The 25,484-nt window shown below is 35.7% G+C and carries 21 protein-coding genes; 5 read left to right on the forward strand and 16 right to left on the reverse strand.

From position 1 onward, the window contains the following. Positions 1-6 precede the first annotated feature (6 nt). The 5 genes from CXF59_RS02915 (at position 7) to CXF59_RS02935 (ending at position 5,075) form a co-directional block, all read left to right on the forward strand. Positions 7-720 (forward strand): esterase family protein, encoded by a 714-nt coding sequence (locus CXF59_RS02915; RefSeq protein ID WP_101136220.1) that lies wholly within the window; start codon positions 7-9, stop codon positions 718-720. Positions 721-779: 59 nt separating this feature from the next. Then, entirely contained in the window at positions 780-1,727 is a 948-nt protein-coding gene (locus tag CXF59_RS02920; protein ID WP_101136221.1) for a RimK family alpha-L-glutamate ligase, read from the forward strand. 158 nt (positions 1,728-1,885) lie between these two features. Continuing rightward, positions 1,886-2,992, forward strand: a complete 1,107-nt coding sequence (locus CXF59_RS02925; protein WP_101136222.1) for a carboxylate-amine ligase — start codon at positions 1,886-1,888, stop codon at positions 2,990-2,992. Between the two features lie 46 nt (positions 2,993-3,038). Beyond that, positions 3,039-3,869, forward strand: coding sequence for a type 1 glutamine amidotransferase (locus CXF59_RS02930; RefSeq protein ID WP_101136223.1), 831 nt, complete (start codon positions 3,039-3,041; stop codon positions 3,867-3,869). Between the two features lie 15 nt (positions 3,870-3,884). After that, positions 3,885-5,075, forward strand: coding sequence for a hypothetical protein (locus CXF59_RS02935; RefSeq protein WP_101136224.1), 1,191 nt, complete (start codon positions 3,885-3,887; stop codon positions 5,073-5,075). A 5-nt stretch (positions 5,076-5,080) separates the two neighbouring features. On the opposite strand, the gene CXF59_RS02940 is transcribed toward CXF59_RS02935, so the two are convergent. From CXF59_RS02940 to CXF59_RS03015, 16 genes are all read right to left on the reverse strand, one after another. After that, complete coding sequence (locus CXF59_RS02940) at positions 5,081-5,776, reverse strand: DUF4240 domain-containing protein (RefSeq protein ID WP_101136225.1); 696 nt, start codon at positions 5,774-5,776, stop codon at positions 5,081-5,083. A 58-nt stretch (positions 5,777-5,834) separates the two neighbouring features. Then, entirely contained in the window at positions 5,835-7,490 is a 1,656-nt protein-coding gene (locus CXF59_RS02945) for a M1 family metallopeptidase (protein ID WP_101136226.1), read from the reverse strand. Positions 7,491-7,541: 51 nt separating this feature from the next. Further along, positions 7,542-8,756 (reverse strand): acetyl-CoA carboxylase biotin carboxylase subunit family protein, encoded by a 1,215-nt coding sequence (locus CXF59_RS02950; protein WP_101136227.1) that lies wholly within the window; start codon positions 8,754-8,756, stop codon positions 7,542-7,544. A 4-nt stretch (positions 8,757-8,760) separates the two neighbouring features. Beyond that, on the reverse strand, positions 8,761-10,191 hold the full coding sequence (locus tag CXF59_RS02955; RefSeq protein ID WP_101136228.1) for a M17 family metallopeptidase: 1,431 nt from the start codon (positions 10,189-10,191) through the stop codon (positions 8,761-8,763). Then, the gene (locus CXF59_RS02960) at positions 10,192-11,328 is read right to left on the reverse strand and encodes an alpha/beta hydrolase (RefSeq protein ID WP_101136229.1); all 1,137 of its coding nucleotides are present in this window, start codon (positions 11,326-11,328) and stop codon (positions 10,192-10,194) included. A 137-nt stretch (positions 11,329-11,465) separates the two neighbouring features. Next, a complete protein-coding gene (hisIE, locus tag CXF59_RS02965; RefSeq protein ID WP_101136230.1) occupies positions 11,466-12,065 on the reverse strand; it encodes a bifunctional phosphoribosyl-AMP cyclohydrolase/phosphoribosyl-ATP diphosphatase HisIE in 600 nt (199 codons plus the stop codon). A 107-nt stretch (positions 12,066-12,172) separates the two neighbouring features. Next, positions 12,173-12,928, reverse strand: coding sequence for an imidazole glycerol phosphate synthase subunit HisF (gene hisF / locus CXF59_RS02970; RefSeq protein WP_101136231.1), 756 nt, complete (start codon positions 12,926-12,928; stop codon positions 12,173-12,175). A gap of 54 nt (positions 12,929-12,982) precedes the next feature. Further along, on the reverse strand, positions 12,983-13,705 hold the full coding sequence (gene hisA / locus CXF59_RS02975; RefSeq protein ID WP_101136232.1) for a 1-(5-phosphoribosyl)-5-[(5-phosphoribosylamino)methylideneamino]imidazole-4-carboxamide isomerase: 723 nt from the start codon (positions 13,703-13,705) through the stop codon (positions 12,983-12,985). A gap of 79 nt (positions 13,706-13,784) precedes the next feature. Continuing rightward, entirely contained in the window at positions 13,785-14,366 is a 582-nt protein-coding gene (hisH, locus tag CXF59_RS02980; RefSeq protein ID WP_101136233.1) for an imidazole glycerol phosphate synthase subunit HisH, read from the reverse strand. A 64-nt stretch (positions 14,367-14,430) separates the two neighbouring features. Further along, entirely contained in the window at positions 14,431-15,567 is a 1,137-nt protein-coding gene (gene hisB / locus CXF59_RS02985) for a bifunctional histidinol-phosphatase/imidazoleglycerol-phosphate dehydratase HisB (protein ID WP_101136234.1), read from the reverse strand. A gap of 167 nt (positions 15,568-15,734) precedes the next feature. Beyond that, positions 15,735-16,784 carry a histidinol-phosphate transaminase gene (gene hisC / locus CXF59_RS02990; RefSeq protein WP_101136235.1) on the reverse strand — a complete coding sequence of 350 codons (1,050 nt, stop codon included), beginning with the start codon at positions 16,782-16,784 and terminating at the stop codon, positions 15,735-15,737. Beyond that, the gene (hisD, locus tag CXF59_RS02995) at positions 16,774-18,066 is read right to left on the reverse strand and encodes a histidinol dehydrogenase (RefSeq protein WP_101136504.1); all 1,293 of its coding nucleotides are present in this window, start codon (positions 18,064-18,066) and stop codon (positions 16,774-16,776) included. Before hisD ends, hisC begins: the two co-directional genes overlap by 11 nt. A gap of 78 nt (positions 18,067-18,144) precedes the next feature. Beyond that, positions 18,145-19,002, reverse strand: coding sequence for an ATP phosphoribosyltransferase (gene hisG / locus CXF59_RS03000; protein ID WP_101136236.1), 858 nt, complete (start codon positions 19,000-19,002; stop codon positions 18,145-18,147). A gap of 267 nt (positions 19,003-19,269) precedes the next feature. Continuing rightward, positions 19,270-19,782 carry a hypothetical protein gene (locus tag CXF59_RS03005; RefSeq protein ID WP_101136237.1) on the reverse strand — a complete coding sequence of 171 codons (513 nt, stop codon included), beginning with the start codon at positions 19,780-19,782 and terminating at the stop codon, positions 19,270-19,272. A 201-nt stretch (positions 19,783-19,983) separates the two neighbouring features. Beyond that, positions 19,984-21,102, reverse strand: a complete 1,119-nt coding sequence (locus tag CXF59_RS03010) for an efflux RND transporter periplasmic adaptor subunit (RefSeq protein WP_101136238.1) — start codon at positions 21,100-21,102, stop codon at positions 19,984-19,986. 3 nt (positions 21,103-21,105) lie between these two features. Then, positions 21,106-25,440: a CusA/CzcA family heavy metal efflux RND transporter gene (locus CXF59_RS03015; RefSeq protein ID WP_101136239.1), complete on the reverse strand. Its 4,335-nt coding sequence runs from the start codon at positions 25,438-25,440 to the stop codon at positions 21,106-21,108. Positions 25,441-25,484: the final 44 nt, after the last annotated feature.

Genomic DNA, 25,484 nt, shown 5'->3' on the forward strand with positions numbered 1-25,484 from the left:
AAGTATATGAAAGAGGAATATTTCAAGTGGTATTCTCCCAACCTAAGTAGAGAGATTGAAATGTTAGTTTTTGGACATTCCGGATATCCAATAATCCTATTTCCCACTTCAATGGGAAGTTACCATGAAAATAAGGACATGGGCCTTATAGAGTCTGTTAAATGGTATGTAGAGCAAGGATTAATACAAATATTTTGTCCAGATAGCATTGATAAGGACAGCTTTTACAACAAGCACATTCACCCCGTCCATCGCATCGAAAACCATGTCAAATACGATAAAATGATATGCCACGAAATTGTGGAAAAAATAAAAAACAATACCCCGTCAGGTAAGGTTGCCGTTGCCGGTTGCAGTTTTGGGGGATATCATGCCTCCAACTTTGCTTTTAGACACCCCGGTTACGTCAGTCATATGTTTTCTATGAGTGGTGCTTTTAATATCAAAAGCTTTCTGGAAGGTTTCCATAACGATGATGTGTTCTTTAACAGTCCTAAGGATTATTTATATGGATTAGAAGATCCCGAATTATGGAAAATGGATATCGTTCTAGGTACTTCCAATTGGGATATTTGTTTTGACTCCAATCTTAAATTAAGCAAGGTTTTGAGCGAAAGAAATATACATCATTGGCTTGATATCCGTCAGGACAGAAAACATGACTGGCCGTTATGGAAGGAAATGTTTCCACATTACTTATCCCGAATCAAATTTTTATAAAGTCAGGGATTGAGCACAAAAAACACAATAGCATTAATTCATAAGTCAAAAAATAAAAAATGAAAAAAATTGGAATTTTATTTGGGATGGAAGAAACCTACCCTCAGGCGTTTATAGACCGTATTAATTCGAAAAACGAAAAAGGAATTATTGCTGAGGCAGTTTCTATTGAAAAGGTTGTTCAAAATAAAGACGGAGAATATGCAGTAATCATTGACCGTATCTCTCAAGACGTTCCCTTTTATCGTGCATATCTGAAAAATGCCGCATTAACGGGGACAAATGTGATAAATAACCCTTTCTGGTGGAGTGCTGATGATAAGTTTTTCAATAATGGATTGGCCGATACTCTTGGAGTGCCGTTGCCCAATACTGTTTTGTTACCCTCTGCAGAACATCCAACAGATACTACCGGTAAATCATTCAGGAACTTAAAATTTCCGATGGATTGGGAAGGTATTTTTGATTACGTGAAGTTTCCTGCATACATGAAGCCGTATGCTGGTGGTGGATGGAAAAACGTATATCGTTTAGAAAACAAAGAAGAATTCTGGCAGAAACATCAGGAGACAGGCCAACTGGTTATGATGCTTCAGGAAGAGATTGTTTTTACTGAATATTTTAGAGTGTATTGCCTCGGCTGTAAAGCGGTTAGAATCATGCAATACGAACCAAGAAATGCACCTCACCTGCGTTATGTGATTGATGGCCCACCAGTGGATAAAAAATTACTCGCCACCGTAAAAGACTACACCTTGAGACTTTGCAAAGGATTAGGTTATGATTTCAACACAGTGGAGTTTGCAGTCCGTGACGGCATCCCCTATGCCATTGATTTCGGTAATCCTGCACCTGATGCTGAATTAACCTCTGTAGGCGAAGAAAACTTTGAATGGGTAGTGGAAGAATCTGCTAAAATGGCCATTGCTGCTGCAAAAAAACAAAAGCCAGGAAAAATGAATCTGACTTGGGGAACTTTTATGAAAGATGCGGTAACAGCGAAATAAATTTCTCAGGAATCCGAGTGCATCTCACAGATAGTCTTAAAGGATCGGGAGAAACTTGTATGTCGTTTAAAAAAGCAGGTGTATTGTATCCTCCTGTATCTTCAGGCACGAAAACTGCATGACTTCAGGAAGGAATTGCTTTTAAAAAAATTTAAAAAATGAAAAAATTACCTGCATTCACACTTGGTGTTGAAGAAGAATATCAAATTATCGACCCTGAAACGAGAGACTTGCGTTCGCATTTGTCGAAAATTGTTGATGGAGCCAAGATCATATTAAACGAACAAGTAAAAGCAGAAATGCACCAGTCTGTCGTGGAAGTCGGGACAAATATATGTAGGAATGTACACGAAGCCGAAAAAGAAATTAAATTTCTACGAACGAAAATTGTTGAATTAGCAGATAAACAAGGATTGATTGTGGGTGGCGCCGGAACACATCCCTTTTCAAAATGGCAAGACCAGCCTATCACTGACGACCCGCGATACCATAACATTGTGAACGAGTTGCAGGATGCGGCACGCTCAAATTTAATATTTGGAATGCATTGTCATGTGGGAATTGAAAATCGCGAAATAGGATTAAAATTAATGAATCAAGCTTGTTATTTTTTGCCTCATATATTTGCGCTTTCGACTAATTCTCCTTTTTGGGAAGGCCGACATACCGGCTACAAATCCTTTCGAACAAAAGTATTTGATAAGTTCCCAAGAACTGGATTACCGGAATATTTCGAATCAGTAGCCTCCTACGATAATTTCCTAGACACCTTGGTGAAGACCAACTGCATTGATAACCCAAAGAAGATTTGGTGGGATTTGCGCTTGCATCCCTTTTACGATACGATTGAATTCCGCATTTGCGACATGAGTTTAACGGTTGAAGAGACCATGTGTATAGTCGCTGTCATACAGGCCGTTGTAGCTAAGTTATATAAGCTGAACCAGCAAAACTTAAGTTTTAATATTTACAGACTAGCACTGATAAAAGAAAATAAATTCCGGGCTTCACGTTATGGAATCGAAGGGCACATGATTGATTTCGGACTTCAAAAAGAAGTGGAAACAAGAGTGCTGATTCTCGAATTATTAGATTTTGTCGATGATGTCGTAGATGAATTAGGAAGCCGTGATCAAATTAGTTATGTGCATCAGATATTAAAAAACGGAACTGGAGCAGCTAAACAATTGGCTGTATTTGAGAAAACGAATGACATAACAAAAGTGGTCGATTTTATAACGGATGAATTCACTAAGGGCTTGTAAATTATTAGATTACCTTTGTTACCTACTTTGATTAAAGAGAGCCCCCATGAATAAGAAAAAAATAACAATAGCCCTTTTAGATATGTACGACGGAATACCCAATCAGGGAATGCGCTGTCTAATTGACATAATAAACCGATTTACTCCTTTAGTAAGTTTCCAAATATATGATGTAAGGAGAAAATGTGAAATACCCGAAATCGGTCAATACGACATCTATATTTCCACGGGAGGCCCAGGAAATCCATTAGTTGGTGACGGGACCTGGGATATAAAATATTACGAATTTATTGATGCCTTAAGCAAATGGAATCTTGAAAATCCAGTAAAAAAGCACGTGTTGTTCATTTGTCATTCCTTTCAGATGGCTTGCCAGCATTTTGGTCTTGCGGAAATCACGAAAAGAAATGATACTTCCTTCGGAGTGATGAAGATGCATAAGACGATAGAAGGTCAAACTGATCCTCTTTTTGAAGGATTAAATGATCCTTTTTATGCTATTGATTCCAGGGATTACCAAGTGGTACAGCCTAAGCTAAGTGTTTTTAAGAAAAAGGGCGCCAAAATTATTTGCTTGGAAAAGATAAGAGACCATGTGCAATACGAACGCGCAATTATGGCCGTGCGATTCACGGATTACTTTGTGGGAACACAATTCCATCCTGAAGCAGATCCCATAAGTTTCGTTTCCCATCTTAGAAACAAGGAGGCCAAAGAAAAAATAAAAAGCATGAAAGGCGAAAAGAAATTCAAAATTATGCTTGAAGATTTAATGGATGATGACAAGATCTACAGAACAAATGAAACTTTGATTCCTAATTTTCTTCGTACAGCCATAAATGATCTGATGAAAACAAAAAAGATGTTATCCAATTAACCCCACCAACCCGTCATGATTTCAAAATATCGAAAACTATTCAATGCGCAATTCACGGAAAAAAAGTATCAGCAATTAAAAGCTGATATCGCCTCCGATTTTGATTATGAGCCCACTTTTCGAATAGGGGAAACTCCTTTTTTTATATCTGACGAGCTGAAAGAACAATTAATCGAGGGCTGTAATAATGTTATATCTTTGATTCAAAAAGAGGAATTTAAGTCTTTGACAGATAAAGCACTGGAGTTAAACAATAAAGTGCCCAATGAAGATGACCACACTACTTTTCTGGCCATTGACTTTGGAATCTGCGAGGAGGATGGCGCTGTAATTCCAAAGTTGATAGAAGTGCAAGGATTTCCTTCCTTGTATAATTACCAATCTAATTTATACGATAAATTCGTAAATCAGTATCCTTTCCTCAACGAGTTAACTCCGTTCTTTAATGGTATCGACCCAAAGGAATATCTGAAGATTATAGAAGAGGTAATCTGCAACCATCATCCCAAGGAAAATGTCATTTTACTCGAAATAGAGCCGGAAAAGCAAAACACGAAAATTGATTTTTACTACTGTAAAAGAGATATCGGAATACCGGTTGTTTGTGTAACGGAACTAATTAAAAAAGGCAGACAGCTGTTTTATAAAAATGAAAATGGCGAGGATGTACTTGTAAAACGAATTTACAATAGGGTAATTTTTGATGAATTGGATTTGCGGACAGATTTGAAATTAGAATTCAGTTTCTCCGATGATCTGGACGTCGAATGGGCAGGGCATCCCAATTGGTTTTTCAGAATCAGTAAATTCATACTACCTTTCTTAAAAGGGAAATATTTCATCGAAACGACATTGTTGAGTGACTTAACTGAAATTCCTGAAGATTTAGAAAATTACGTTTTAAAACCTTTATTTTCTTTTTCTGGAACGGGGGTTATTTTTCATGTAACGAAAGAAGATATCGAAGCTGTCGTGGAAAAAGAACTTTATATTCTTCAAAAAAAGGTCAACTACATTCCTATAGTACAATCCCCTGACGGTAAGGTAAAAGCGGAAGTCCGCATACTATGTGTTTGGAAAAAAGAAGATGCTGCTCCTACTCTATTGTGCAACCTCGTGCGTTTGAGCCGAGGCGAAATGATTGGAGTGAAATTCAATAAAGACAAAGACTGGGTTGGTGGAACTATAGGTTTATTCGAAAGATAACTGTCCTATTTCCAAAGTTTTTCAAATAGAACTGGGCAAACTTTCCCCATAGTTGTAGGCTCATCTGGGTTCCAATTGAATTTTAACAAAGGATAGTTTTCGTCATTTGTCACGAAAGTATCATAGTCGATATAGGAATATAAATCTTCGCCCGTTTTGTTTTTAAATGCATTCATCGCCACATACCAAAACCCTTCAAACTCATAGGATTCCTTGCCTTCAATAACTTCATCGATTAAAGTGTCAGGATTCGATTTTACGTGGTAAAAAACTTCTTTACCCTGGGAAATCAACCAACATCTAAAATACTCAAATCCGCCATCAGAGCAACCGCCGCTTACAATATAAGCCGCACACCATAATTCTGGATTATAGCTGTCAAAAAGAAGTTTGTCTGTTCTTAAACGGAAGCCTATCATTTCTTGGGGAGTCAACTTCTCAATTGCTGAAACTAAATAAAGTTCTTGATCCTCTTGATTTGTGGTTTCATGCAGCGAACTGTCAATTAGTGCCCAATAGACTTCCTCGTCTAACATTTCACTCGATTTTGAAAGCGATATGGAATCAAGATTAATCGGAGCCACAATATCAAAGTTTTCAATATTATCCAATGACTCTCCCTGATTTTGCGAATTGTTTTGACCAAAAACAGTAATACTGAAGAGTAAAAATAAAGATAATAGTGAAATGGAATTTCTCATAAAACAAAAGGAATTTGACAATTTGGTTTTTTATACACCTGTGTAAAATTAACTAATTTTATTCTGTTATATCAAATTCCGCTACATAAAAATTAGGATCAATTTTAAGTTGTGGCTTTTCCGCGGTAATGGTATCACTTGCCCAATCTGTATTTGGTTTAAGCCATTTTTCTTCGCCGTTCAGGAAAATTTTAACCGGCATATTGAAGCCGTTAACACAGTTAGTCCAGCGAAACCCCAGGGTACTGTCTTTGAAGAAGTACTCTAATGTTGGTATTCTGGTGTCCCTTAAATATTGATTAAAGAAAGGCTCTAAATCCATTCCGACAGCGACACTCAAATAATCTTCAATCTGTTTTGTGTTAACCGTCTGATGATAAAAAGTGCTGTTTAAACCTCTTAATATAGTTCTCCATTTTTCATCGTTATTTAGAATTTGGCGTAAATTATGCAGCATATTGGCACCTTTGTAGTACATATCACTCGAGCCTTCATTGTTTACATCATAGTGACCTATAATTGGTTTATCGTTTTGAATATTTTTCCTTATTCCTCTTACGTATTCAAAACCGGCCTCTTTCCCATAATAATATTCGACAAAAAGACTTTCAGAGTAGTTGGTGAAACTCTCATGAATCCACATATCTGCGATATCTTTATAGGTGATGTTATTGGCAAACCATTCATGCCCAGATTCATGTATAATGATAAAATCAAATTTAAGACCCCAGCCTGTTCCGCTCAAATCCCTGCCTCTGTATCCATTCTTAAAGCCGTTCCCATAGGTGACTGAACTTTGATGTTCCATCCCTAAATAAGTAGCTTCTACCAGTTTGTAACTGTCTTCATAAAACGGATAAGGTCCAAACCAGTGCTCAAAAGCTTTCAGCATGCGAGGAATATCTTTAAATTGTTCTTTAGCTTTCGCCAAATTGTCTCTCAAAACATAGTAATTACAATCTAAATCTCCTTTTTCCCCTTTGTATTTTTCCGAGAAGGAAACGTAATCCCCAATATTTATATTTACGCCATAATTATTGATGGGATTTGACACATACCAGTTAAACGTTTTTGTTCCGTCCCTTAATTTTTTAACACTAAGCAAACGACCGTTAGATACATTAGTCAGATTTCCGGGAACGTTTACACTGATAAGCATACTTTCTACCTCGTCGTACATATGATCCTTGTTAGGCCACCATACACTGGCGCCCAACCCCTGACAAGAAGATGCTATAAATGGGTTACCATTGCTGTCTTTTTTCCAAGTAATACCTCCGTCCCATGGCGGGTTGACAGCCACTTTTGGTTTACCACCATAGAAAACGGTAAGTTCCTTTACAGCACCTAATTTTTGAAGCGCAACCAACTCAATAAAAAAGACATTCCCTTCTCTATTATATTCTAGTTCGACGCCATCCTGGATTACTTTATAAATTTCTAAAGGATTTTGCAGATCGATTTGCATTCGGTCGTATTCTTGTACTACTTGATATTTAATGGTATTGGAACCTGTTATGGTGCTGTCCTTTGGGTTCACTTTAATATCCAAATGATAGTGCTTCACGTCCCACCACTCTCTTTCTTTAGTAATACTTCCCCTCAAACTGTCCTGTTTGGTAAACACCACTTCCGACTTATTTAAAAGTCCTTGGGCAGCACTACTATTTGAAATGAATACTGCAGCACAAATAATAACAAAATTTTTTTTCATGAATGCGGAAACTTTTAATGCAACTCTATTTTTAAATTGGAACTATTACTATTAATGCAGTTTTGAAATTTTATCCTGTGGCACTACAACAGTATAATCAGCAACTAAGCGATCCACATAATCATTCAATAATTCTAAAACCCGTTCACTTTTATCAGACTGGATCACTAATCCGGCATGGTAATCTAAAGGGACTCTAAAGCAAACTTCGGGATCTGAAAAAGAAGATAAATCAGGATTTTGATATTTAGACAAAGTCAATACAATTCCTGCATATCCTTTTTTTACTTTTGGTAATTTATATTTTTGATCTCTTACCAATGCATCTTCAATGGCAGCCCATTCTTTCCAAAGATTAATGTTTGAAGCAGCTTCTACCATTTCAGCTAGATGCGCTCCACCTACTCGTGATGATGTTTCCAGAAAATATATTTCTCCATCTTCATCGCTTTTTATAAATTCCGTATGCGCGGCACCATGTTTCAATCCAAAATCTTTAATGACCTGCTCATTCATCTTTTTTATAGCCTTGTCGTCTTCCGAATTATAAGGAATATTGGAGCTGCGAAAAACGCCGCCTGCCTGTGATATTTCCATAGGAGTGGCTAAATATTTTGAAGCCAAACTAAAAATCACTTTACGATTTGAAATCAAACTGTCACAATGGTAAACAGCTCCTGGTTTGAACTTTTCCAATAAGTATTTGAAACGGTTATTCCCCATTTCGGTAATATGAATCCATAGCGTTTCCTTATCGTATACCTTTATAATACCGGATGCTGAGGCTTCAGATCGTGGTTTTAAAACCCACGGAGGAGAAACAGTATCAGCGAAAGTATTGATGTCATGATCATTAAATAAAGAACAAAAAGCAGGAATGGCAATACCACAACTCTTCGCTCTCATGCGCATCGCCAGTTTATCCCTGAAGTAGCGTCCCGTAGTTTGTCCCATACCATCAATTCGCAGATTCTCTCTAAGATAGGTTGCTTTTTCTACATCATAATCATCCAATGCTACAATGGCATCGACTTGATTCGACTTCATCAAATTACCAACACCGAGTAATAAATGCTCTAAATTCCAATCGATATCCTGACCTTGCATGTAAAAGGTTTCGTCTATATGATCATGTGGCCATGGTTTATCTCTCAGTTTCTCGCTGGTTATCAGGTAGACTTTGTTGCCAAGACTTTTTAAATGAATTAAAAAATCGGCTCCTTTGAAATAATTCGAAATACAAATGAAGGTTTTAGGATTTTGCATGAGCTTATAAATTTTCTATGAACTTGGTTAGTAAATGTACTCCGTAGGCCGTGGCATGTTTGCTTTTTGCAAATTCACCGTCGCCAAATGTAACTCCGGCAACATCTAAATGTGCCCAAGCAGTATGCTCTTTTGTAAAATATTCTAAAAATTTAGCCGCGCTAATGGCACCAGCAACTGGTTTCCCGCTATAGTTTTTCACATCTGCAATATCACTTTCTATATCTTGTTTATAGACATCCCAAAGCGGTAATTGCCATAGACGTTCCCCTACTGAATCTCCTGCTTCCTGCAGTTTTTTTGAAAGGGATTCATTATTGGTAAACAAAGCGCCACATTCGTAACCGAATGTCCCTACACTGCTTCCGGTCAGTGTAGCGATATCCACAATATATTCCGGTTTATAATTTTTTATCAGATAAGAAATACCATCAGCCAAGACCAAACGGCCTTCAGCATCAGTATCAATAATTTCAATTGAAGTACCGCTGTAACTGTGAATCACATCACTTGGCAAAAATGCCTTTGCGTCGACAGCATTTTCTGCACAAGGAACGATAGCGGTGACTTTTACGGGTAATTGCAAATCAGCGATCAATTGCATGGCACCAAACACGGCAGCACCACCAGCCATATCACACTTCATATGAACCATTCCCGCAGTTTTTATGTTTAAACCTCCAGTGTCAAAAGTGATTCCTTTTCCCACCAGGCCAACATGCTTTAAGTGCGGAACCGTTTCTTTTGGAGTATAACTCATCACTACAAATTGCGGCTCATTTTGGCTCCCTTTTGCGACAGCTAAAAAGGCACCCAGTCCTTCTATTTGACAAGCTTCCAGACCAAGAATATTTACCTCAAATCCGTATTTTTCCCCTTTGTCCAAAGCCCAATTTGCCAGATACTTCGGAGTCACCTTGTTTGGCGGTAAGTCAACCAGCGCTAAAGTTTGAAGTTGGGCGCGAGCAATTTTTATCGCTTTATCGATTGTTGCAGAATAATCTTTTGAAGATAAAATTTCCAGTTCAAAATCAGGATTTAAAAAGGGATGCTCTTCTCCTTTTTTAAAATGACCTAAATTATAAGTACCTAACAATAACCCGGAAACTGTCGCTTCTACTTCTTCGCTACTGAACTCTTCCGGTACAAATAAGGCAACACTTTTTCCAAAAGCTTCTTTTTCTTTGAAAGAAATTCTTCTGGCTATTGTTTTTAATGCCTTATAATCTGTCGTTTTACCCAACCCGATAAAAACGTATGTATTGTCATTTTTTTCGGCTAAATAATAAGTGTCTTTCTTGCCGTAGAAAACTTTTGAAGAAATTTCTAAACCTTCAAACTTAATTGGAACAATACTTTTAGCAGTAGTTTCAAAAACGGGTATTAAAACTGTTCCTGAAAAATTTTCTAATTTATTTATTTCTTTAGTTTTCATCTAATTGTCTTTTGTGTTAAAAAAAAGCCATTCAATAGCTTTAGGGAATTCATCACTCCAATACGTTTCGTTGTGTTTTCCTTCCTTATTAATGCTCAGATTAATTTTCATTTTATCTTTTACAAACTCACTGGCAATAGCGCGCTCCTTGAAGTTTTTCACATGTTCTATCATCGTGTCACTTTCATCGCCGCCGGCATATAAATATATTTTAGTGTCCTCTGTACCTTCTTCGTCAACTTTTATTTTCATATCGGGTTTAACCCAAAGTGAAGGAGAAAAAATCATCAATTTACCAAACACTTTAGGGTATCTCAACCCGCTAAATATGCTGATCAATCCGCCCATCGAACTGCCGCCGATTCCGGTATTAGCGCGATCTTTTTTGGTACGGAAATTATTATCCACAAACGGTTTCAACGTTTTAGTGACAAAACGAATGTATTTTTTTCCCTGTCCTTTTCCTAATATTGTTCTTCCAACATTGTATTCTTTTATTCTGTCTTCTTCAGCATGTTCAATGGCGATTATAATAATTTTGCCAATTTTATACTCCGACATTACAGCCAGTTTTTTGTCAATTTCCCAATTGCCATATTCGGCATCCTCATTGAACAAGTTCTGGGCATCCTGTAAATACATTACCGGATAGCGTTCCTCTGAAGTATCATAATCGTGAGGAAGTAATGCCCAAATTTTTCTAGTTCTGTTAAGCTGGGGAATTTCAAATTCATCAGAAATAAGTAGGACTTGCGGCAAATAGCTTTGTTTGAATGGCAGCCAGTTCTTTCTCCACCTTCCCACATGTTCATTTTGTATTCCTGTATGTTTCGTTGTTGACCTGTTTTCAGTACGGTTACCGCTGCCGTCAATTTCCACTTCACTCCAGTCCCCTTTTGTAAATTTATACAATAATGTTTCCGGATAGTCAAAATCATGGGTGAATTTGAAATGATATAATCCACTTCCAATTTTCTCCATCACGAATTCCTTATCCTGCGTACGCCACTCGTTAAAATTACCCGAAAGATAGACCGGACGTAAATCATCTTCATCGGTAGTTAGTATTATGTGGAGTCCTGTTTTTATGATTGTATCGTTAGGTTCTAAAGTGCTGCTTGTATTGTCATAATTCATAGCTTGTGTTGTGGTATTTCGTAAAATAAATAGTAAATATAGTGGATTGCAGGCTGAAATAAAAGAAAAAAGAAAACCCAACAGTAAATGAAATTACCATTGGGTTTTATATAGTTTAATAAACAAGAAAAAGATCTCTATTTCTGGCGACTTTTTAATACGTCAACTACATCATTGATTTTGAATCCTTTCGCCTGAAGCAGAATTAGGTAATGAAAAAGTAGATCGGCACTTTCACTTAAAAACAAATCATCGTTATCATCTTTTGCTTCAATAACCACTTCAACAGCTTCTTCACCAACTTTCTGTGCGATTTTATTGATTCCCAATTTAAATAAAGAAGCCACATAACTCTTTTCAGAATCTGCATTTTCTCTTCGTACTTGAATAGTATTTTCTAGAGAAGAAATAAAACCGTAATTCGTCTTGTTTTCTGTTGCCCAACAAGTATCAGTTCCTTTGTGACAAGTAGGACCTTCCGGCTTTACCTGAATCAACAAGGTATCATTGTCGCAATCATTTTTGATATCAATCAGGTTCAAGAAATTGCCGCTTTCCTCACCCTTTGTCCAAAGCCTTTGTTTTGATCTGCTGTAAAAAGTTACCTTTTTAGTCTCTACTGTTTTTTGATATGCTTCTGCATTCATATAACCCAACATTAAAACAGCATTAGTTTCGCTGTCTTGAATTATGGCAGGAATTAATCCATCGGTATTTTTTGAAAAATCTATATTCATTGTATTTGTTTTTTTTGGAAAGAAAAAAAGAACATGGAGAATAGACGATAGACGAAAAAGATAAAAATCACGGTTCTTTTCTAAGTCTATTTTCTGTGTTCTTCCATCTAAATTCTAACTTCTATATTATTATTTTTAAGTTCTTTTTTTAGTGTTCTAATTTCGATTTCTTTAAAGTGAAATACACTTGCCGCCAATGCTGCATCTGCTTTTCCTACTGTAAAGCTATCAACAAAATGTTGTATGTTACCAGCACCGCCAGAAGCGATTATAGGAATATTGACCACACTCGAAAGTTTTGCCAATGCTTCATTTGCAAATCCGTTCTTCGTTCCGTCATTATCCATGGAAGTAAACAGAATTTCCCCTGCCCCTCTTTGTTCCACTTCTTTTACCCAATCAAATAAATTTAATTCTGTTGGCACTTTGCCTCCTACCAAATGAACAATCCATCGACCGTCAATCTGCTTGGCATCAATAGCGACTACCACACATTGACTGCCAAATTTCTGTGCCAAATCATTGATCAGTTGTGGGTTTTTTACTGCCGAAGAATTGATAGAAACCTTATCCGCTCCATTCTGAAGCAAGATCTCCACGTCCTCCACGGATGAAATTCCGCCACCTACCGTAAATGGAATATTAATCGTAGAAGCCACTTTTCGAACTAAGTCAACCAAGGTCTTTCTTCTTTCTTCTGTCGCAGAAATATCTAAAAACACTAATTCATCAGCTCCTTCAGCTGAATAGATTTTAGCTAATTCCACCGGATCACCAGCATCACGTAAATCTACGAAATTTACGCCTTTTACGGTTCTACCGTTTTTTATATCTAAGCAAGGAATGATTCTTTTCGTCAGCATGTCTTTTATTGTTTTTTTTGGATAGACGCACTTCAATACGTCTTTACGCAGGAGTTACCCAATAATGTATTGTTCTAATTGTTTCAATGAAATCCTTCCTTCATAAATCGCTTTCCCAATTATAGTTCCTTCACATCCTAACTCCGCTAATTTTGGCAATTCATCAAAGGTAGAAATTCCACCCGAGGCAATTAATTTTATTCCTTTGGCTTCTGCCAAAATTTTAGCATATAAGTCAAAACTTGGACCTTCGAGCATACCGTCTTTTGCTATATCAGTACAAATGACATGTTGAATGCCTTTAGCTTGATATCCTTGTATAAAAGGGATTAAGTCTTCATCGGATTCTTCCAACCACCCTGATATGGCCACTTTTTCATTGTTGGCGTCCGCACCAAGTATAATTTTATCAGAACCGTATTCTTGAATCCATTTTTCGAATAAAGCTCTGTTTTTGATAGCAATGCTGCCGCCTGTAATTTGATTGGCGCCACTATCGAAGGCAATTTTCAAATCGGCATCCGATTTTAAACCACCACCAAAATCAATTTTCAATTTTGTTTTAGAAGCGATTTGCTCCAATATTTTATAATTTACAATTTGGCTTGACTTTGCTCCGTCTAAATCCACTAAATGCAAATATTCGATGCCGTGTGCTTCAAATTCTTTGGCAACCTCAAGCGGGTTTTCATTATAAATGATCTTGGTGTTGTAATCCCCTTTTGACAAGCGAACACATTTTCCGTCGATGATATCTATGGCAGGTATTATTCTCATTAGATTTTTGATTGTAGATTAACGATTTTTGATTTCAGATTGTAATTGAAATTGATTTTTGCGATTGCCATTAAAATATTTATAACTTAAGAAAATTTTCTAGAATTTTTTCCCCCACATCACCACTTTTCTCGGGGTGAAACTGGGTTCCGTAAAAATTATCTTTTTGCAAAGCTGATGCATATTCCACTTCATAATTTGTGGTGGCAATCGATTCCGCACAATCCGGTGCATAAAAACTATGCACTAAATACATATATTCGTTTTCAGCGATTCCATCGAACAAAGGAGACTTCAAATTATATATTTGATTCCAACCCATCTGTGGTACTTTAACTTTTGGAGTAAATTTAATCACATCCACATTAAAAATACCCAGACCTTTTGTATCCCCTTCTTCCGAAGCATTGCACATCAACTGCATCCCTAAACAAATTCCTAAAACAGGTTGTTTTAATGTTGGAATTAAACTGTCTAAACCACTTTCCAAAAGCATTTTCATCGCTGAACTGGCTTCTCCCACTCCTGGGAAAATCACTTTATCAGCTGCTTTGATTTCGTCAGGTTTGTTACTCAAAATAGCTTTGAATCCCAATCTTTCAATAGCAAACATTATGCTTTGAATATTCCCTGCTCCATAATTTATGATTACTATTTTCATTTATTTTTGTTTCAAGTTTAAAGTTTCAAATTATTCTACTAAGCTGAAACTTTAAAGGACTTTTTTAAAGCATTCCTTTCGTGCTAGGTAAAATCATCTTCTCTGTATCGCGTTTTACGGCAACTTTTATCGCTTTGGCGAAAGCCTTAAAAATAGCTTCAATCTTGTGATGTTCGTTTTGTCCCTCGGCTTTGATGTTGATATTTGCTTTGGCACCGTCAGAGAAGGATTTAAAGAAATGCAAAAACATCTCTGTTGGCATTTTCCCAACCATTTCGCGTTTGAATTCGGTTTCCCAAACCAACCAGTTTCTACCTCCAAAATCAATAGCTACCTGTGCTAAACAATCATCCATTGGCAAACAAAATCCGTAACGCTCAATACCTAATTTGTTACCCAGTGCTTTGGCAAAAACTTCACCTAAAGCAATCGCAGTATCTTCGATGGTATGGTGCTCATCCACTTCCAAATCTCCCTTTACAAGAATTTCCAAGTCCATTTGTCCATGACGTGCAATTTGGTCCAGCATATGATCAAAAAAAGCGATACCGGTTTCAATTTTACTTTTTCCGGTTCCATCCAGATTTAAATTGATGTAAATATCTGTTTCATTAGTTTTTCTTTCAATCGTAGCTGAACGTGATTCTAACTTCAGGAATTCATAAATTTCTTTCCAATCAGTTGATTGCAGTGTAATAACTGAATCTAACTCTTCTCTTTTAGAAGCTATTTCAGTATGCCCCGCACCTTCCGTAGTATTAAGAAAGATTGCCTTTGCACCAAGATTTTTGGCTAATTCCACATCTGTCAAACGGTCTCCCAGTACGAAAGAATTCGCTAAATCATACAGAGGGTTATCAATGTACTTCATCAGCATTCCCGTTCTTGGCTTGCGCGTTGGTGCATTATCCTCCGGAAAAGAACGGTCTACAAAAATATCATCAAAAAGAACGCCTTCATTTTCAAAAGCTCTCAAAATGAAATTTTGAGTAGGCCAAAAAGTGTCTTCAGGAAAACTGTCTGTCCCCAATCCGTCTTGATTAGTCACCATCACCAATTCATATTCTAATTCTTTCGCTATTTTAGCCAAATACTGAAATGCTTTTGGGTAAAATTCTAATTTAGACAAACTGTCTAATTGATAACCTTCCGGTTCTAAAACCATAGTTCCGTCACGATCTATAAAAAGTACTTTTTTCATTTGTTATGATTTAAAAGAGACACAAATTTCACAGATTAGCAATCGCTTAAGTTCTGTTTATTTTGAGTTCTATTTTCTTACTATTTTTCTAAAACTATTTTATTTTTAATAACTACACTTTCAAAATAACACTTCTAAAAATTAGTGGTGATTACTGAAGTTTGTGTTTAAATTGTTATCAGAGCCTCAATTAATTTTTTGTTTTCTTCTGCTGTTCCAATCGTTAATCGCAAACAATTTTCACACAAGGGTTGTGTTGTTCGGTTGCGAATCACAATTCCTTTAGCAATCAATTCATTGTATCTTTTATTAGCATCATCTACTTTTATTAAAATAAAATTAGCTTCTGTTGGATATATTTCCGAGACAAATTTAACCTCAAGTAATACTTTAAGTAAATGATCTCTTTGTGTTATAATAGAATCAATTTCTATTTCTATTTTTTCTTTATCTGCCAAACGTGTTAAAGCTCTTTTTTGAGTAAGTTCGTTTACATTATAAGGAGGCTTTATTTTATTCAAAACTGCAATAACCTGGCTTGAAGCATAACAAATCCCTAAACGTATACCGGCTAAACCATATGCTTTAGACAAGGTTTGAGTAATAACTAAATTTGGATATTCGTCCAATTCATTAACCCAACTTTGTTTCTTTGAAAAGTCGATATAAGCCTCATCAATAACCACTAAACCATTAAAATTCTGTAGCAAGGTTACTATATTTTTATCTGAAAAGGAATTCCCGGTTGGATTGTTTGGAGAACATAAAAAGAGTATTTTCGTGTTTTCATTTACTGCCTCTAAAATAGCATCTACTTGGGGTTCAAAATCGTTAGAAAGCAATACCTCTTTATTCTCGACAGCGTTAATACTTGCCAAAACACCGTACATTCCATAGGTAGGTGGCAATGTTATTACGTTGTCTGTATTCGGTTCGCAAAAAGCTCTGAAAAGTAAATCTAATACTTCATCACTCCCATTTCCTAGTAAGATCTGATTTGGTAGAATTTTTCGTTGCTTTGCCAAAACTGCTTTTACACTGACTTGCTGCGGATCTGGATAGCGGTTCACACCAGTCTCAAAAGGATTTTCATTAGCATCCAAAAATATCATTTGGGCTACATCAAAATCTTTAAACTCATCACGAGCAGATGAATATGGCTTCATTTTTAGTACGTTTTCACGAACTAATGTATTTACATCAAAACTATTTTTCATCTTCAATCGCTTTTAATCGTAAAGAAACTGCATTTCTGTGCGCTTGTAAGCCCTCTGCCTCAGCCATGATTTCTATCGCTTTTCCAATATTTTGAATTCCCTTTTTTGATATTTTTTGAAAAGTCATCGATTTAGTAAAACTATCTAGATTTACACCGCTATAATTCTTCGCATAACCGTTCGTAGGTAGAGTATGATTAGTTCCAGAGGCATAGTCTCCCGCGCTTTCCGGAGTAAAATTACCTATAAAAACAGATCCTGCATTGTCAACCCCATCACTATAATATTCTTCTGATTCCGCACAAATAATAAAATGTTCCGGCCCGTATTTATTTATTAATTCTAAAGCTATGGTATCATTCTCTACGAAAATCAATTTTGAATTGGCAATAGCCTTTGCGGCAAGCTCTTTTCTTGGTAAAGCATCTAATTGAATTTCAATTTCATTTTCAACTTCATCAATTAACTCCTTTGACGTAGACACTAAGATTACCTGACTGTCGGCACCGTGTTCTGCTTGAGACAACAAATCAGAAGCGACAAAAGCAGCAATAGCGCTATCATCCGCTACAATCAATAGTTCCGATGGACCTGCAGGCATGTCAATTGCTACACCAAACTGGGTTGCTAATTGCTTAGCTACCGTTACAAATTGATTCCCGGGACCAAAAATCTTATATACTTTTGGAATCGATTCCGTACCAAAAGTCATCCCGGCAATCGCCTGAATACCCCCTACTTTTAGAATTTTAGTGACTCCGCATAAATTAGCGGCATACAATATGGCTGGATTTATATTCCCTTTTTTATCTGGCGGGGTACACAATACAATTTCGTTACAACCGGCGATATTTGCTGGAACAGCAAGCATCAACACGGTAGAAAATAAGGGCGCCGTTCCTCCTGGAATGTATAAGCCTACTTTTTGAATCGGTCTTTTTTCCTGCCAGCAATTAACTCCTTCTATAGTTTCTACTTCAACTCGACTGGTTTTTTGTGCCGTGTGAAATTTGGTAATATTTCCCTTAGCAAGAATAATAGCCTCTTTTAATTCAGTGGAAACAGCTTCGATAGCGGCATTTATTTCAGTTTCTGTTACCTCTTGATTAACGATCGTCACGCCATCAAATAACGAAGTGTATTTTGAGATTGCTTCATCTCCTTTCTTCTGCACTTCTTTGAAAATTTCTTTTACCGTAAGCTCAATATCATCTATCGTTTTAGTGGGTCTTTCGAGTATAGTGGACCAGGTTTCTGGCAATGGGTTGTATATTTTGTTCATTTTTATATAATTTAAATTCCAAATTTCAACGCTTACAAGTTTTGGAATTTGTGTTTTCAATATTGCATTTTTATTTTTTTACAGTACCATTTTTTCAATTGGACAAATCAATATCCCTTCTGCACCAGCCTGTTTCAACTGATCCATGACATCCCAAAAGCTATCTTTATCTATTACTGAGTGCACACTACTCCATCCTTCTTGCGCTAATGGCAATACGGTTAAACTACGTAAAACGGGTAGGATTTTTCCAATTGCATCAATTTTATCGTTAGGTACATTCATCAAAATGTATTTTGATTTTCTGGCTCTCAAAACAGATTCAATTCTAAATTGCAAGATGTCAATTAGTTTTTGAGCTTCAGGAGTTACTTTAGGAGAAACAGCTAATACTGCTTCACTTTTATAAATAATTTCAACTTCTTTTAAGTTATTTTTAAATAAAGTACTTCCACTAGATACAATATCGACAATGGCATCTGCAAGACCGATATTAGGAGCAATTTCTACGGATCCGGAAATTTGGTGAATATCAACCGTCACGCCAAATGAATTGAAATACTCATTAACCGTATTAGGATAAGAAGTCGCAATACGCAATCCATCTAGGTCTTTGATTGAATTGTATTCAAATGTTTTTGGAACAGCAACCGAAACTTTGCATTTTGAAAACCCAAGTTTTTGGATTACCTGAATCTCTTTTCCTTTTTCTACTAGTAAATTATCTCCAACAATAGCGATATCTACTACTCCATCAATTAAATATTGAGGAATATCTGAATTTCTTAAATATAATACTTCTAATGGGAAGTTTGAAGCTTCCGCTTTTAGTTGATCGATTCCATTGTTTATTGAAATCCCGCAATCTTTCAAGATCTGAATACTATCCTCGTTTAAACGTCCTGATTTTTGAATTGCAATTTTTAGTGTACTCATTGTAATGTTTTTTTTGTTTGTTTGTAATATTATGCTTGAGTACAAAAGGGTATTAAATAAAAAACCCGTTTGATGTACTCAAACGGGTTTTAAAATATGATGATTTACCTACATATGATTAACACATCGCTTGAGAGCAATAATGGAAATGATGATGATGTAATTGTATTGTGAACATAATTGTTTTTATTTCTGATGCGAAGATACTCAAAAATATGTTTATAAAGCTGTTTTTTATATAACTTAATTTTACTAAATAATTAAAAGCTACTTTTCCTCCTTTTCTGTGATAACATCGGCTGGCCCTACATTATCATCATCACTACTGGAAGTCGCACTATCTTCTCTTATTTCAGTATGACGAATGTTCCCGCCTGAATTTCCAACTTGTGTTCCAAGATAAACCGCCCCAATACCTATCGCCAAGACTATATATGAAACCAATGTGGCTTTCGCATGCTTTTTTATATTTAGAAAAATTCCTCCAATGGAAACAGTACCCAATAAATATAAAACAATTGCTAACTTTTCAGCGAGTTCTTCATGCTCGTGAATAATTTGGTGCCCAATGTTAGGCATATCTTCCACCATTTCTTCTGCTCCCTCTCCCGTAGCCATGCTCAATGCAGCAAAAATAGCAGATACTACAAATAAGCAGTAGGCGGTATTTTTTACGGAATTATTCTTTAAAGCTATTCCGGTCACTAAGGTTCCAAGTCCAAGAATAGTTCCTATTATAGGAAAATGGTTTACCACCAGGTGTAAATGAGCATCGTTCATAGTATTCAATTTAAATAATTAGTATTTATTTTATTAATTTTTGTTAATTTCTATCGTCATTATAATAATTATTCCGCCAATGAAACTTCTATTGGACAACTAACACCATATCTAATAGCTCCTATTGGCAATTCGGAGAGAAATAACGTCAACTTCAGAATACAATTGGCTTTTCCAATTGTTTGAAACCACACTTTATTTTTAGTTAGCCATATCAAAAACACCTTTTATTAGGATTTTCGAGCTAGAGTCAATTTGGTCACTTGAAATAATTTCAACATATTTTTCTGACTTCTCCCCTATTTTAACCGCCACTTTTTTAAAGAAATAACTGTTGTTTTTTTCTTCGTTCAATAAAAGCACAAAATTTTTGTTGTTCTCTGTAATTAAAGCTTCTGTTGGGATTGCCATCCCTTTTTTAGAATCTACCACAATAGCAGCTTCCACAAACATTCCAGTAATTAATCGTTGCTTCATTTTATCATCTAAATGTCCATGGACATTAATTGTTCTGTCATTTCCTTCAATAGATTTCCCTACCAAATGTACTTTGGCGTTAAACACCTCTTTTGTAGCTTCTGGCACTGTAAAATTGATATCCTGCTCCACTTTTACTTTTAAAATATCTTTTTCAAATACATTTAGTTCTAAATGCAAATGATCTGTTTCAATGATTTCAAGCATGGTATCAGAAGGAGCGACATGCATACCTACATTAGAATTCATCACCACTATATCGCCCGACATAGGGGAATAAATAGTAATTATCGAAGTCAATATCCCTTTTTCAACATTGGAGGGGCTAATATTTAATAGCGATAGTTTAGCTCTTAAACTTTGGTACATTCCTTTTGCCACGCGATAATCACTTTCAGCTTTCAAATAGTTTTTTTGAGATGTGATCTTTTCATCAAATAAGGTTTTTTGACGCTCGTATTCGGATTTTAGATATTTAATTTTCTCAGCGACCTCCAGATAGTCTTTTTGAATATCTAAAAACTCTGTATTTTCTAAAGTTAGTAAAGCTTCTCCTTTTGTTACTTTATCACCCACTAAAAGGGTGGTTGATTTTACATTACCACCAACGAAAGTAGTTACTTTTGCTCTGTTTTGTGGCGGAACATCAATTTTTCCTGCTGCTTTAATAGTTACTTCAAAATCTTGTTCAGTAGGGCTTGCTATTTCCATTGCCGAAGATTTAAATTGCTGTACGGTAACCATAATCGACTTATCATCCTTGACAAGTGCTTCTTCCGTTTTAGATTCCTTACACGAAAACAGAACGATTGATAAGGCGAATATATATAATGTATTTTTCATTTTTTAGAAATTAAGGTATTGTGAATCAAGTTGGGTTTTGTTGAACTGAAGTACATTATCCAAATACTCAACTTGAATGGTAGTGGCATTCTCTAAACTTTGAATGTATTGAAAGAAATCGATTTCACCGTGTTTATAACTCAAATTCGCCACCTTAATAATTTCATCCGACAGCTTTTTCCCATATTGGTTATAGTACGTAATCGCTTCTTGATATTTTGCTAATTCGTTCTTTTTTTGTCGAACAAATTGCTCCATTTTTTGTTCTTCATTTTGCTTGTGTTGTTCCCAGCTTTGTAATTCAAGTTGAGTCACTTTAGATTTTGAAATATTCCCAGAGAATAAAATAGGAACAGCAATTCCCAGCTGAAAACCATTCAATGATTGCGTCAAGCCTTTATTTGATCCCCTAAAATATTCTAAATTTAGATCAGGCAACCAATGTTGTTTTTGAAGTTTAATTTGGCTTTCGTAAACACCCGTAACGCTTTCTAAATATATCGATTGAATAGTTTTACTTAATTCTTCAGTTAAATTAAACAGAGGAGTGATTGAATTGTTTTTTATCGCTATCTTTTTATCCGTTTGAATCAATGAATACAATAAATCATAATGTGCTTTTTTATCATTTTCAATTTGAAAAAGGGTAGTTTTTATTTGTCTAAACTTGGCTTGTGCCGTTATTTTTTCCAAATAATTAGTTTCGCCTAATTCAAAACGTCTGTCGCTTGCTTTTGAAAAATTTTGGTACAGATTATCCAAATAGAAATACATTGTTTCTTGATTTTGTAAATACACAATGTGATAATATACTTTAGAAATTTCTAACGAAAGTTTGTTTTTTTGAATTTCAAAACTAGCTTTCTCCTTTTCATATTCCTTTTCATAAACTTTTTTCTGTGCTCCATAAACCGTTGGAAAAGAAAAGCGCTGTTGCGCCCCAAAAACATTCAACTGTTTATTATTAGATGCTAAATTATTTTCATCGTAATTGAAATAGATATTGGTTTTTTCAAAGGTGTAAGCACTTTTTATATTGGCCTGGTATTTATCTACCTGCAATTGATAGGCTTTTAAATTTTTATTATTAGCAATCCCTTTAACAATCAAACTATCTAATTCGGTATTTGATTTTTGTGAAAAGGCAAATGAAGTACTCAACAACAATAGAATTAGATAGCTATCACTATGGTGTTTTTTAAATTTTGCTTTTTTAAGCTCTTTGCCATCAAAAACTTTAAATAAAACGGGTAATACAACCATAGTTAATATTGTAGCTGTAAAAAGCCCTCCAATAACTACCGTTGCTAAGGGTCTTTGTACCTCTGCTCCTGCAGAAGAAGATAGTGCCATTGGTAAAAATCCTAAAGCAGCGGCGGCAGCCGTCAGTAAAACAGGACGTAATCTGTCTGTAGTACCTTTCAATATCAGTTCATCAATGTTCTTCATTCCTTGATGTTTTAATTCTTTAAAATGTTCAATCAATACGATTCCGTTGAGCACCGCAATACCAAATAGCGCAATAAACCCAACACCAGCTGATATACTAAAAGGCAAACCTCTCATCCATAAAAATAATACTCCTCCCACTGCAGAAAGCGGTATCGCTGAATATACCATTAATGCTTCTTTTATCGACCCAAAGGCAAAATACAATAAGATTAAGATCAAGAATAATGCTAGAGGAACCGCAACCATTAATCGGTCTTTAGCACTTTGAAAGTTTTCGAACTGTCCTCCATATTGAACATAATAGCCAGGAGGTAGTTTGATTTTTGTATTCACGATATCTTGAATATCAGTCACGACACTTTGTAAATCCCTGTTTCGCACATTAATTCCCACCACAATTCTTCTGTTTGTATTGTCTCTGGAAATTTTGGCTGGCCCTTCCGTATACTCGATAACAGCTAATTCTTGTAACGGAATCTGTTCTCCATTAGGAGTTGAAATATATAAATTTTTTAAATCATCAATATCATGTCTATTGGTTTTATCCAAACGCATTACCATATCAAATCGTTTTTCACCTTCAAATACATTACCCACTGTTTTTCCTGCAAATCCAAGAGCAATCATATCATTCAACTCTGCTATATTCAAACCATATCTAGCAATTTTTGAACGGTCATAGCGCACAGTCATTTGTGGCAAGCCTTCCGTTTTTTCAATAATAATGTCGGAGGCTCCTTCTACCTTAGCGATAGCTTTTTTGATTTCACGTGCTTTTCGTGACAATACATCTAGATCTTCACCAAATACTTTTACTGCTATATCAGATCGGGTACCGGAAATTAATTCGTTGAAACGCATTTCAATGGGTTGTGTAAATTCAATTTCCATATTTGGAATCTGCTTTTCAATAGCGGCTTTAATTTTATCTGCTAATTCATCTTTACTATCTGCAGACACCCACTCTGATTTTGGCTTTAACTTTACAATAACATCGCTTTCCTCCATACTCATTGGGTCAGTAGGAACTTCAGCGGCGCCTATTCTACTTACTACTTGATCTACCTCAGGAAAGTTTTTAAGAATTATTTTTTCGATTTTAGTAGTAGTCGCAATAGTTTTTGTCAAGGAAGTACCCGTTTTTAAAACCGGTTGAATTACAAAATCGCCTTCATCTAAGGTGGGTATAAACTCCCCTCCCATAGTAGTAAATAACCCTCCTCCCAAAACTAATAACCCCAAAGCGCCGTACAGTACTTTTTTTGTATTGCGCAATCCCCAAGTTATAATGGGAAGATACCACGAATTTAATTTCCTAATTAATCTATTAGAAAACGAATTAGGATTTTCTTCTTTAGGTTTCAAAAACAAAGAAGAAACAACGGGAACATAGGTGAAACAAAATATCATGGCTCCTACTAAAGCAAAGCTAAAAGTCATTGCCATGGGTTTAAACATTTTACCTTCGATACCTGAAAGAGAAAGAATTGGGATAAATACAATTAAGATGATTAACTGTCCAAAAATGGCCGAATTCATCATTTTAGAAGTACTATTGTATGTGATTTGGTCAATTTGTATTTGCCTATCTTCTTTAGAAAGGGGGCCTAATTGGACTGCTTTACTGGCTATTTGAAACGCAATAAACTCAACGATAATAACGGCTCCATCAATAATAATACCGAAATCGATAGCACCAAGACTCATCAGGTTAGCATCAATTCCGAAAATATTCATCAATGAAATCGCAAATAATAGACACAATGGAATAACAGAGGCTACTACTAATCCAGATCGCCAGTTCCCTAGCAACAAAACCACTACAAAAATAACGATTAGACAACCTACAATAAGATTCTCCGCAACTGTAAAAGTGGTCTTACCAACTAATTCACTACGTTCTAGAAATCCATTTATATAAACTCCGTCTGGTAATGATTTTTGGATTTCAGTAATTCTAACCTTTACATCATTGATTACTTGTTTAGAGTTAGCTCCTTTTAGCATCATCACTTGACCGAGTACCTTCTCGCCTTCTCCGTTACCAGTGATGGCACCGAAACGATTCGCATGGCCAAAGCGAACATCAGCCACATTTTTCACATAAATAGGTATTCCGTTTGTATTCTTTACCACTATGTTTTCAATATCTTCTAGTGATTTTACTTTTCCTTCGGCACGAATAAAGTAACTCTGATTTACTTTTTCGATATAAGCACCACCAGCAATACTATTATTGTTCTCAAGCGCCGTAAAAACATCTGTAGTACTGATGTTCATGGCTTTTAATTTAGAAGGAGTTATTGCAATTTCATATTCCTTTAAGTAGCCCCCCCAAGTATTGATTTCAACCACCCCTTTTACTCCTGATAATTGGCGCTTTACTACCCAGTCCTGAATGGTTCTTAAATCAGTTACTGTGTATTGGTCTTTAAATTCGGGTTTTACTTCTAATGTGTATTGATAAATTTCTCCAAGTCCTGTAGTAATAGGACCCATTTGTGGAGTTCCAAAACCGGCTGGAATTTTTTCAGAAGCCGATTTTATTTTTTCAGCAATTAATTGCCTGGGTAAATAAGTTCCTAAATCATCCTCAAAAACAATGGTTACCACGGAGAGGCCGAATTTTGAAATAGAGCGAATTTCTTTAACATCCGGCAAGTTTGCCATTTCAATTTCTACTGGATACGTAATGTACTGTTCAATATCCTGAGTCGAAAGGTTTTGTGATGTAGTAATAACTTGTACCTGATTGTTAGTAACATCAGGGACTGCACCTATAGAAATTTGAAATATAGAATAGACTCCAAAGCCAAAAATTCCTAAAGTGAATAACAAAACTATAAGTTTGTTTTTAAGACTAAAAGCAATAATTTTTTCAAGCATTTTTTGTTACTTTATTTTATATTTCAAAAACACAGCAAATAGAT

The sequence above is a fragment of the Flavobacterium sp. ALD4 genome (assembly GCF_002836475.1).
In the GTDB taxonomy this organism is placed as follows: domain Bacteria; phylum Bacteroidota; class Bacteroidia; order Flavobacteriales; family Flavobacteriaceae; genus Flavobacterium.

Excerpts from the sequence above, each read along its gene's own strand:
- CXF59_RS03010 (WP_101136238.1), bottom strand. The coding sequence starts at position 21,102 with ATGAAAAATACATTATATATATTCGCCTTATCAATCGTTCTGTTTTCG.
- CXF59_RS02935 (WP_101136224.1), top strand. The coding sequence starts at position 3,885 with ATGATTTCAAAATATCGAAAACTATTCAATGCGCAATTCACGGAAAAA.
- hisA (WP_101136232.1), bottom strand. The coding sequence starts at position 13,705 with ATGAGAATAATACCTGCCATAGATATCATCGACGGAAAATGTGTTCGC.
- hisF (WP_101136231.1), bottom strand. The coding sequence starts at position 12,928 with ATGCTGACGAAAAGAATCATTCCTTGCTTAGATATAAAAAACGGTAGA.
- CXF59_RS02950 (WP_101136227.1), bottom strand. The coding sequence starts at position 8,756 with ATGCAAAATCCTAAAACCTTCATTTGTATTTCGAATTATTTCAAAGGA.
- CXF59_RS03005 (WP_101136237.1), bottom strand. The coding sequence starts at position 19,782 with ATGAACGATGCTCATTTACACCTGGTGGTAAACCATTTTCCTATAATA.
- hisIE (WP_101136230.1), bottom strand. The coding sequence starts at position 12,065 with ATGAATATAGATTTTTCAAAAAATACCGATGGATTAATTCCTGCCATA.
- CXF59_RS02955 (WP_101136228.1), bottom strand. The coding sequence starts at position 10,191 with ATGAAAACTAAAGAAATAAATAAATTAGAAAATTTTTCAGGAACAGTT.
- CXF59_RS02940 (WP_101136225.1), bottom strand. The coding sequence starts at position 5,776 with ATGAGAAATTCCATTTCACTATTATCTTTATTTTTACTCTTCAGTATT.
- CXF59_RS02960 (WP_101136229.1), bottom strand. The coding sequence starts at position 11,328 with ATGAATTATGACAATACAAGCAGCACTTTAGAACCTAACGATACAATC.
- hisD (WP_101136504.1), bottom strand. The coding sequence starts at position 18,066 with ATGAACAAAATATACAACCCATTGCCAGAAACCTGGTCCACTATACTC.
- CXF59_RS03015 (WP_101136239.1), bottom strand. The coding sequence starts at position 25,440 with ATGCTTGAAAAAATTATTGCTTTTAGTCTTAAAAACAAACTTATAGTT.
- hisG (WP_101136236.1), bottom strand. The coding sequence starts at position 19,002 with ATGAGTACACTAAAAATTGCAATTCAAAAATCAGGACGTTTAAACGAG.
- CXF59_RS02915 (WP_101136220.1), top strand. The coding sequence starts at position 7 with ATGAAAGAGGAATATTTCAAGTGGTATTCTCCCAACCTAAGTAGAGAG.
- CXF59_RS02920 (WP_101136221.1), top strand. The coding sequence starts at position 780 with ATGAAAAAAATTGGAATTTTATTTGGGATGGAAGAAACCTACCCTCAG.
- hisC (WP_101136235.1), bottom strand. The coding sequence starts at position 16,784 with ATGAAAAATAGTTTTGATGTAAATACATTAGTTCGTGAAAACGTACTA.
- CXF59_RS02945 (WP_101136226.1), bottom strand. The coding sequence starts at position 7,490 with ATGAAAAAAAATTTTGTTATTATTTGTGCTGCAGTATTCATTTCAAAT.
- CXF59_RS02925 (WP_101136222.1), top strand. The coding sequence starts at position 1,886 with ATGAAAAAATTACCTGCATTCACACTTGGTGTTGAAGAAGAATATCAA.
- hisB (WP_101136234.1), bottom strand. The coding sequence starts at position 15,567 with ATGAAAAAAGTACTTTTTATAGATCGTGACGGAACTATGGTTTTAGAA.
- hisH (WP_101136233.1), bottom strand. The coding sequence starts at position 14,366 with ATGAAAATAGTAATCATAAATTATGGAGCAGGGAATATTCAAAGCATA.
- CXF59_RS02930 (WP_101136223.1), top strand. The coding sequence starts at position 3,039 with ATGAATAAGAAAAAAATAACAATAGCCCTTTTAGATATGTACGACGGA.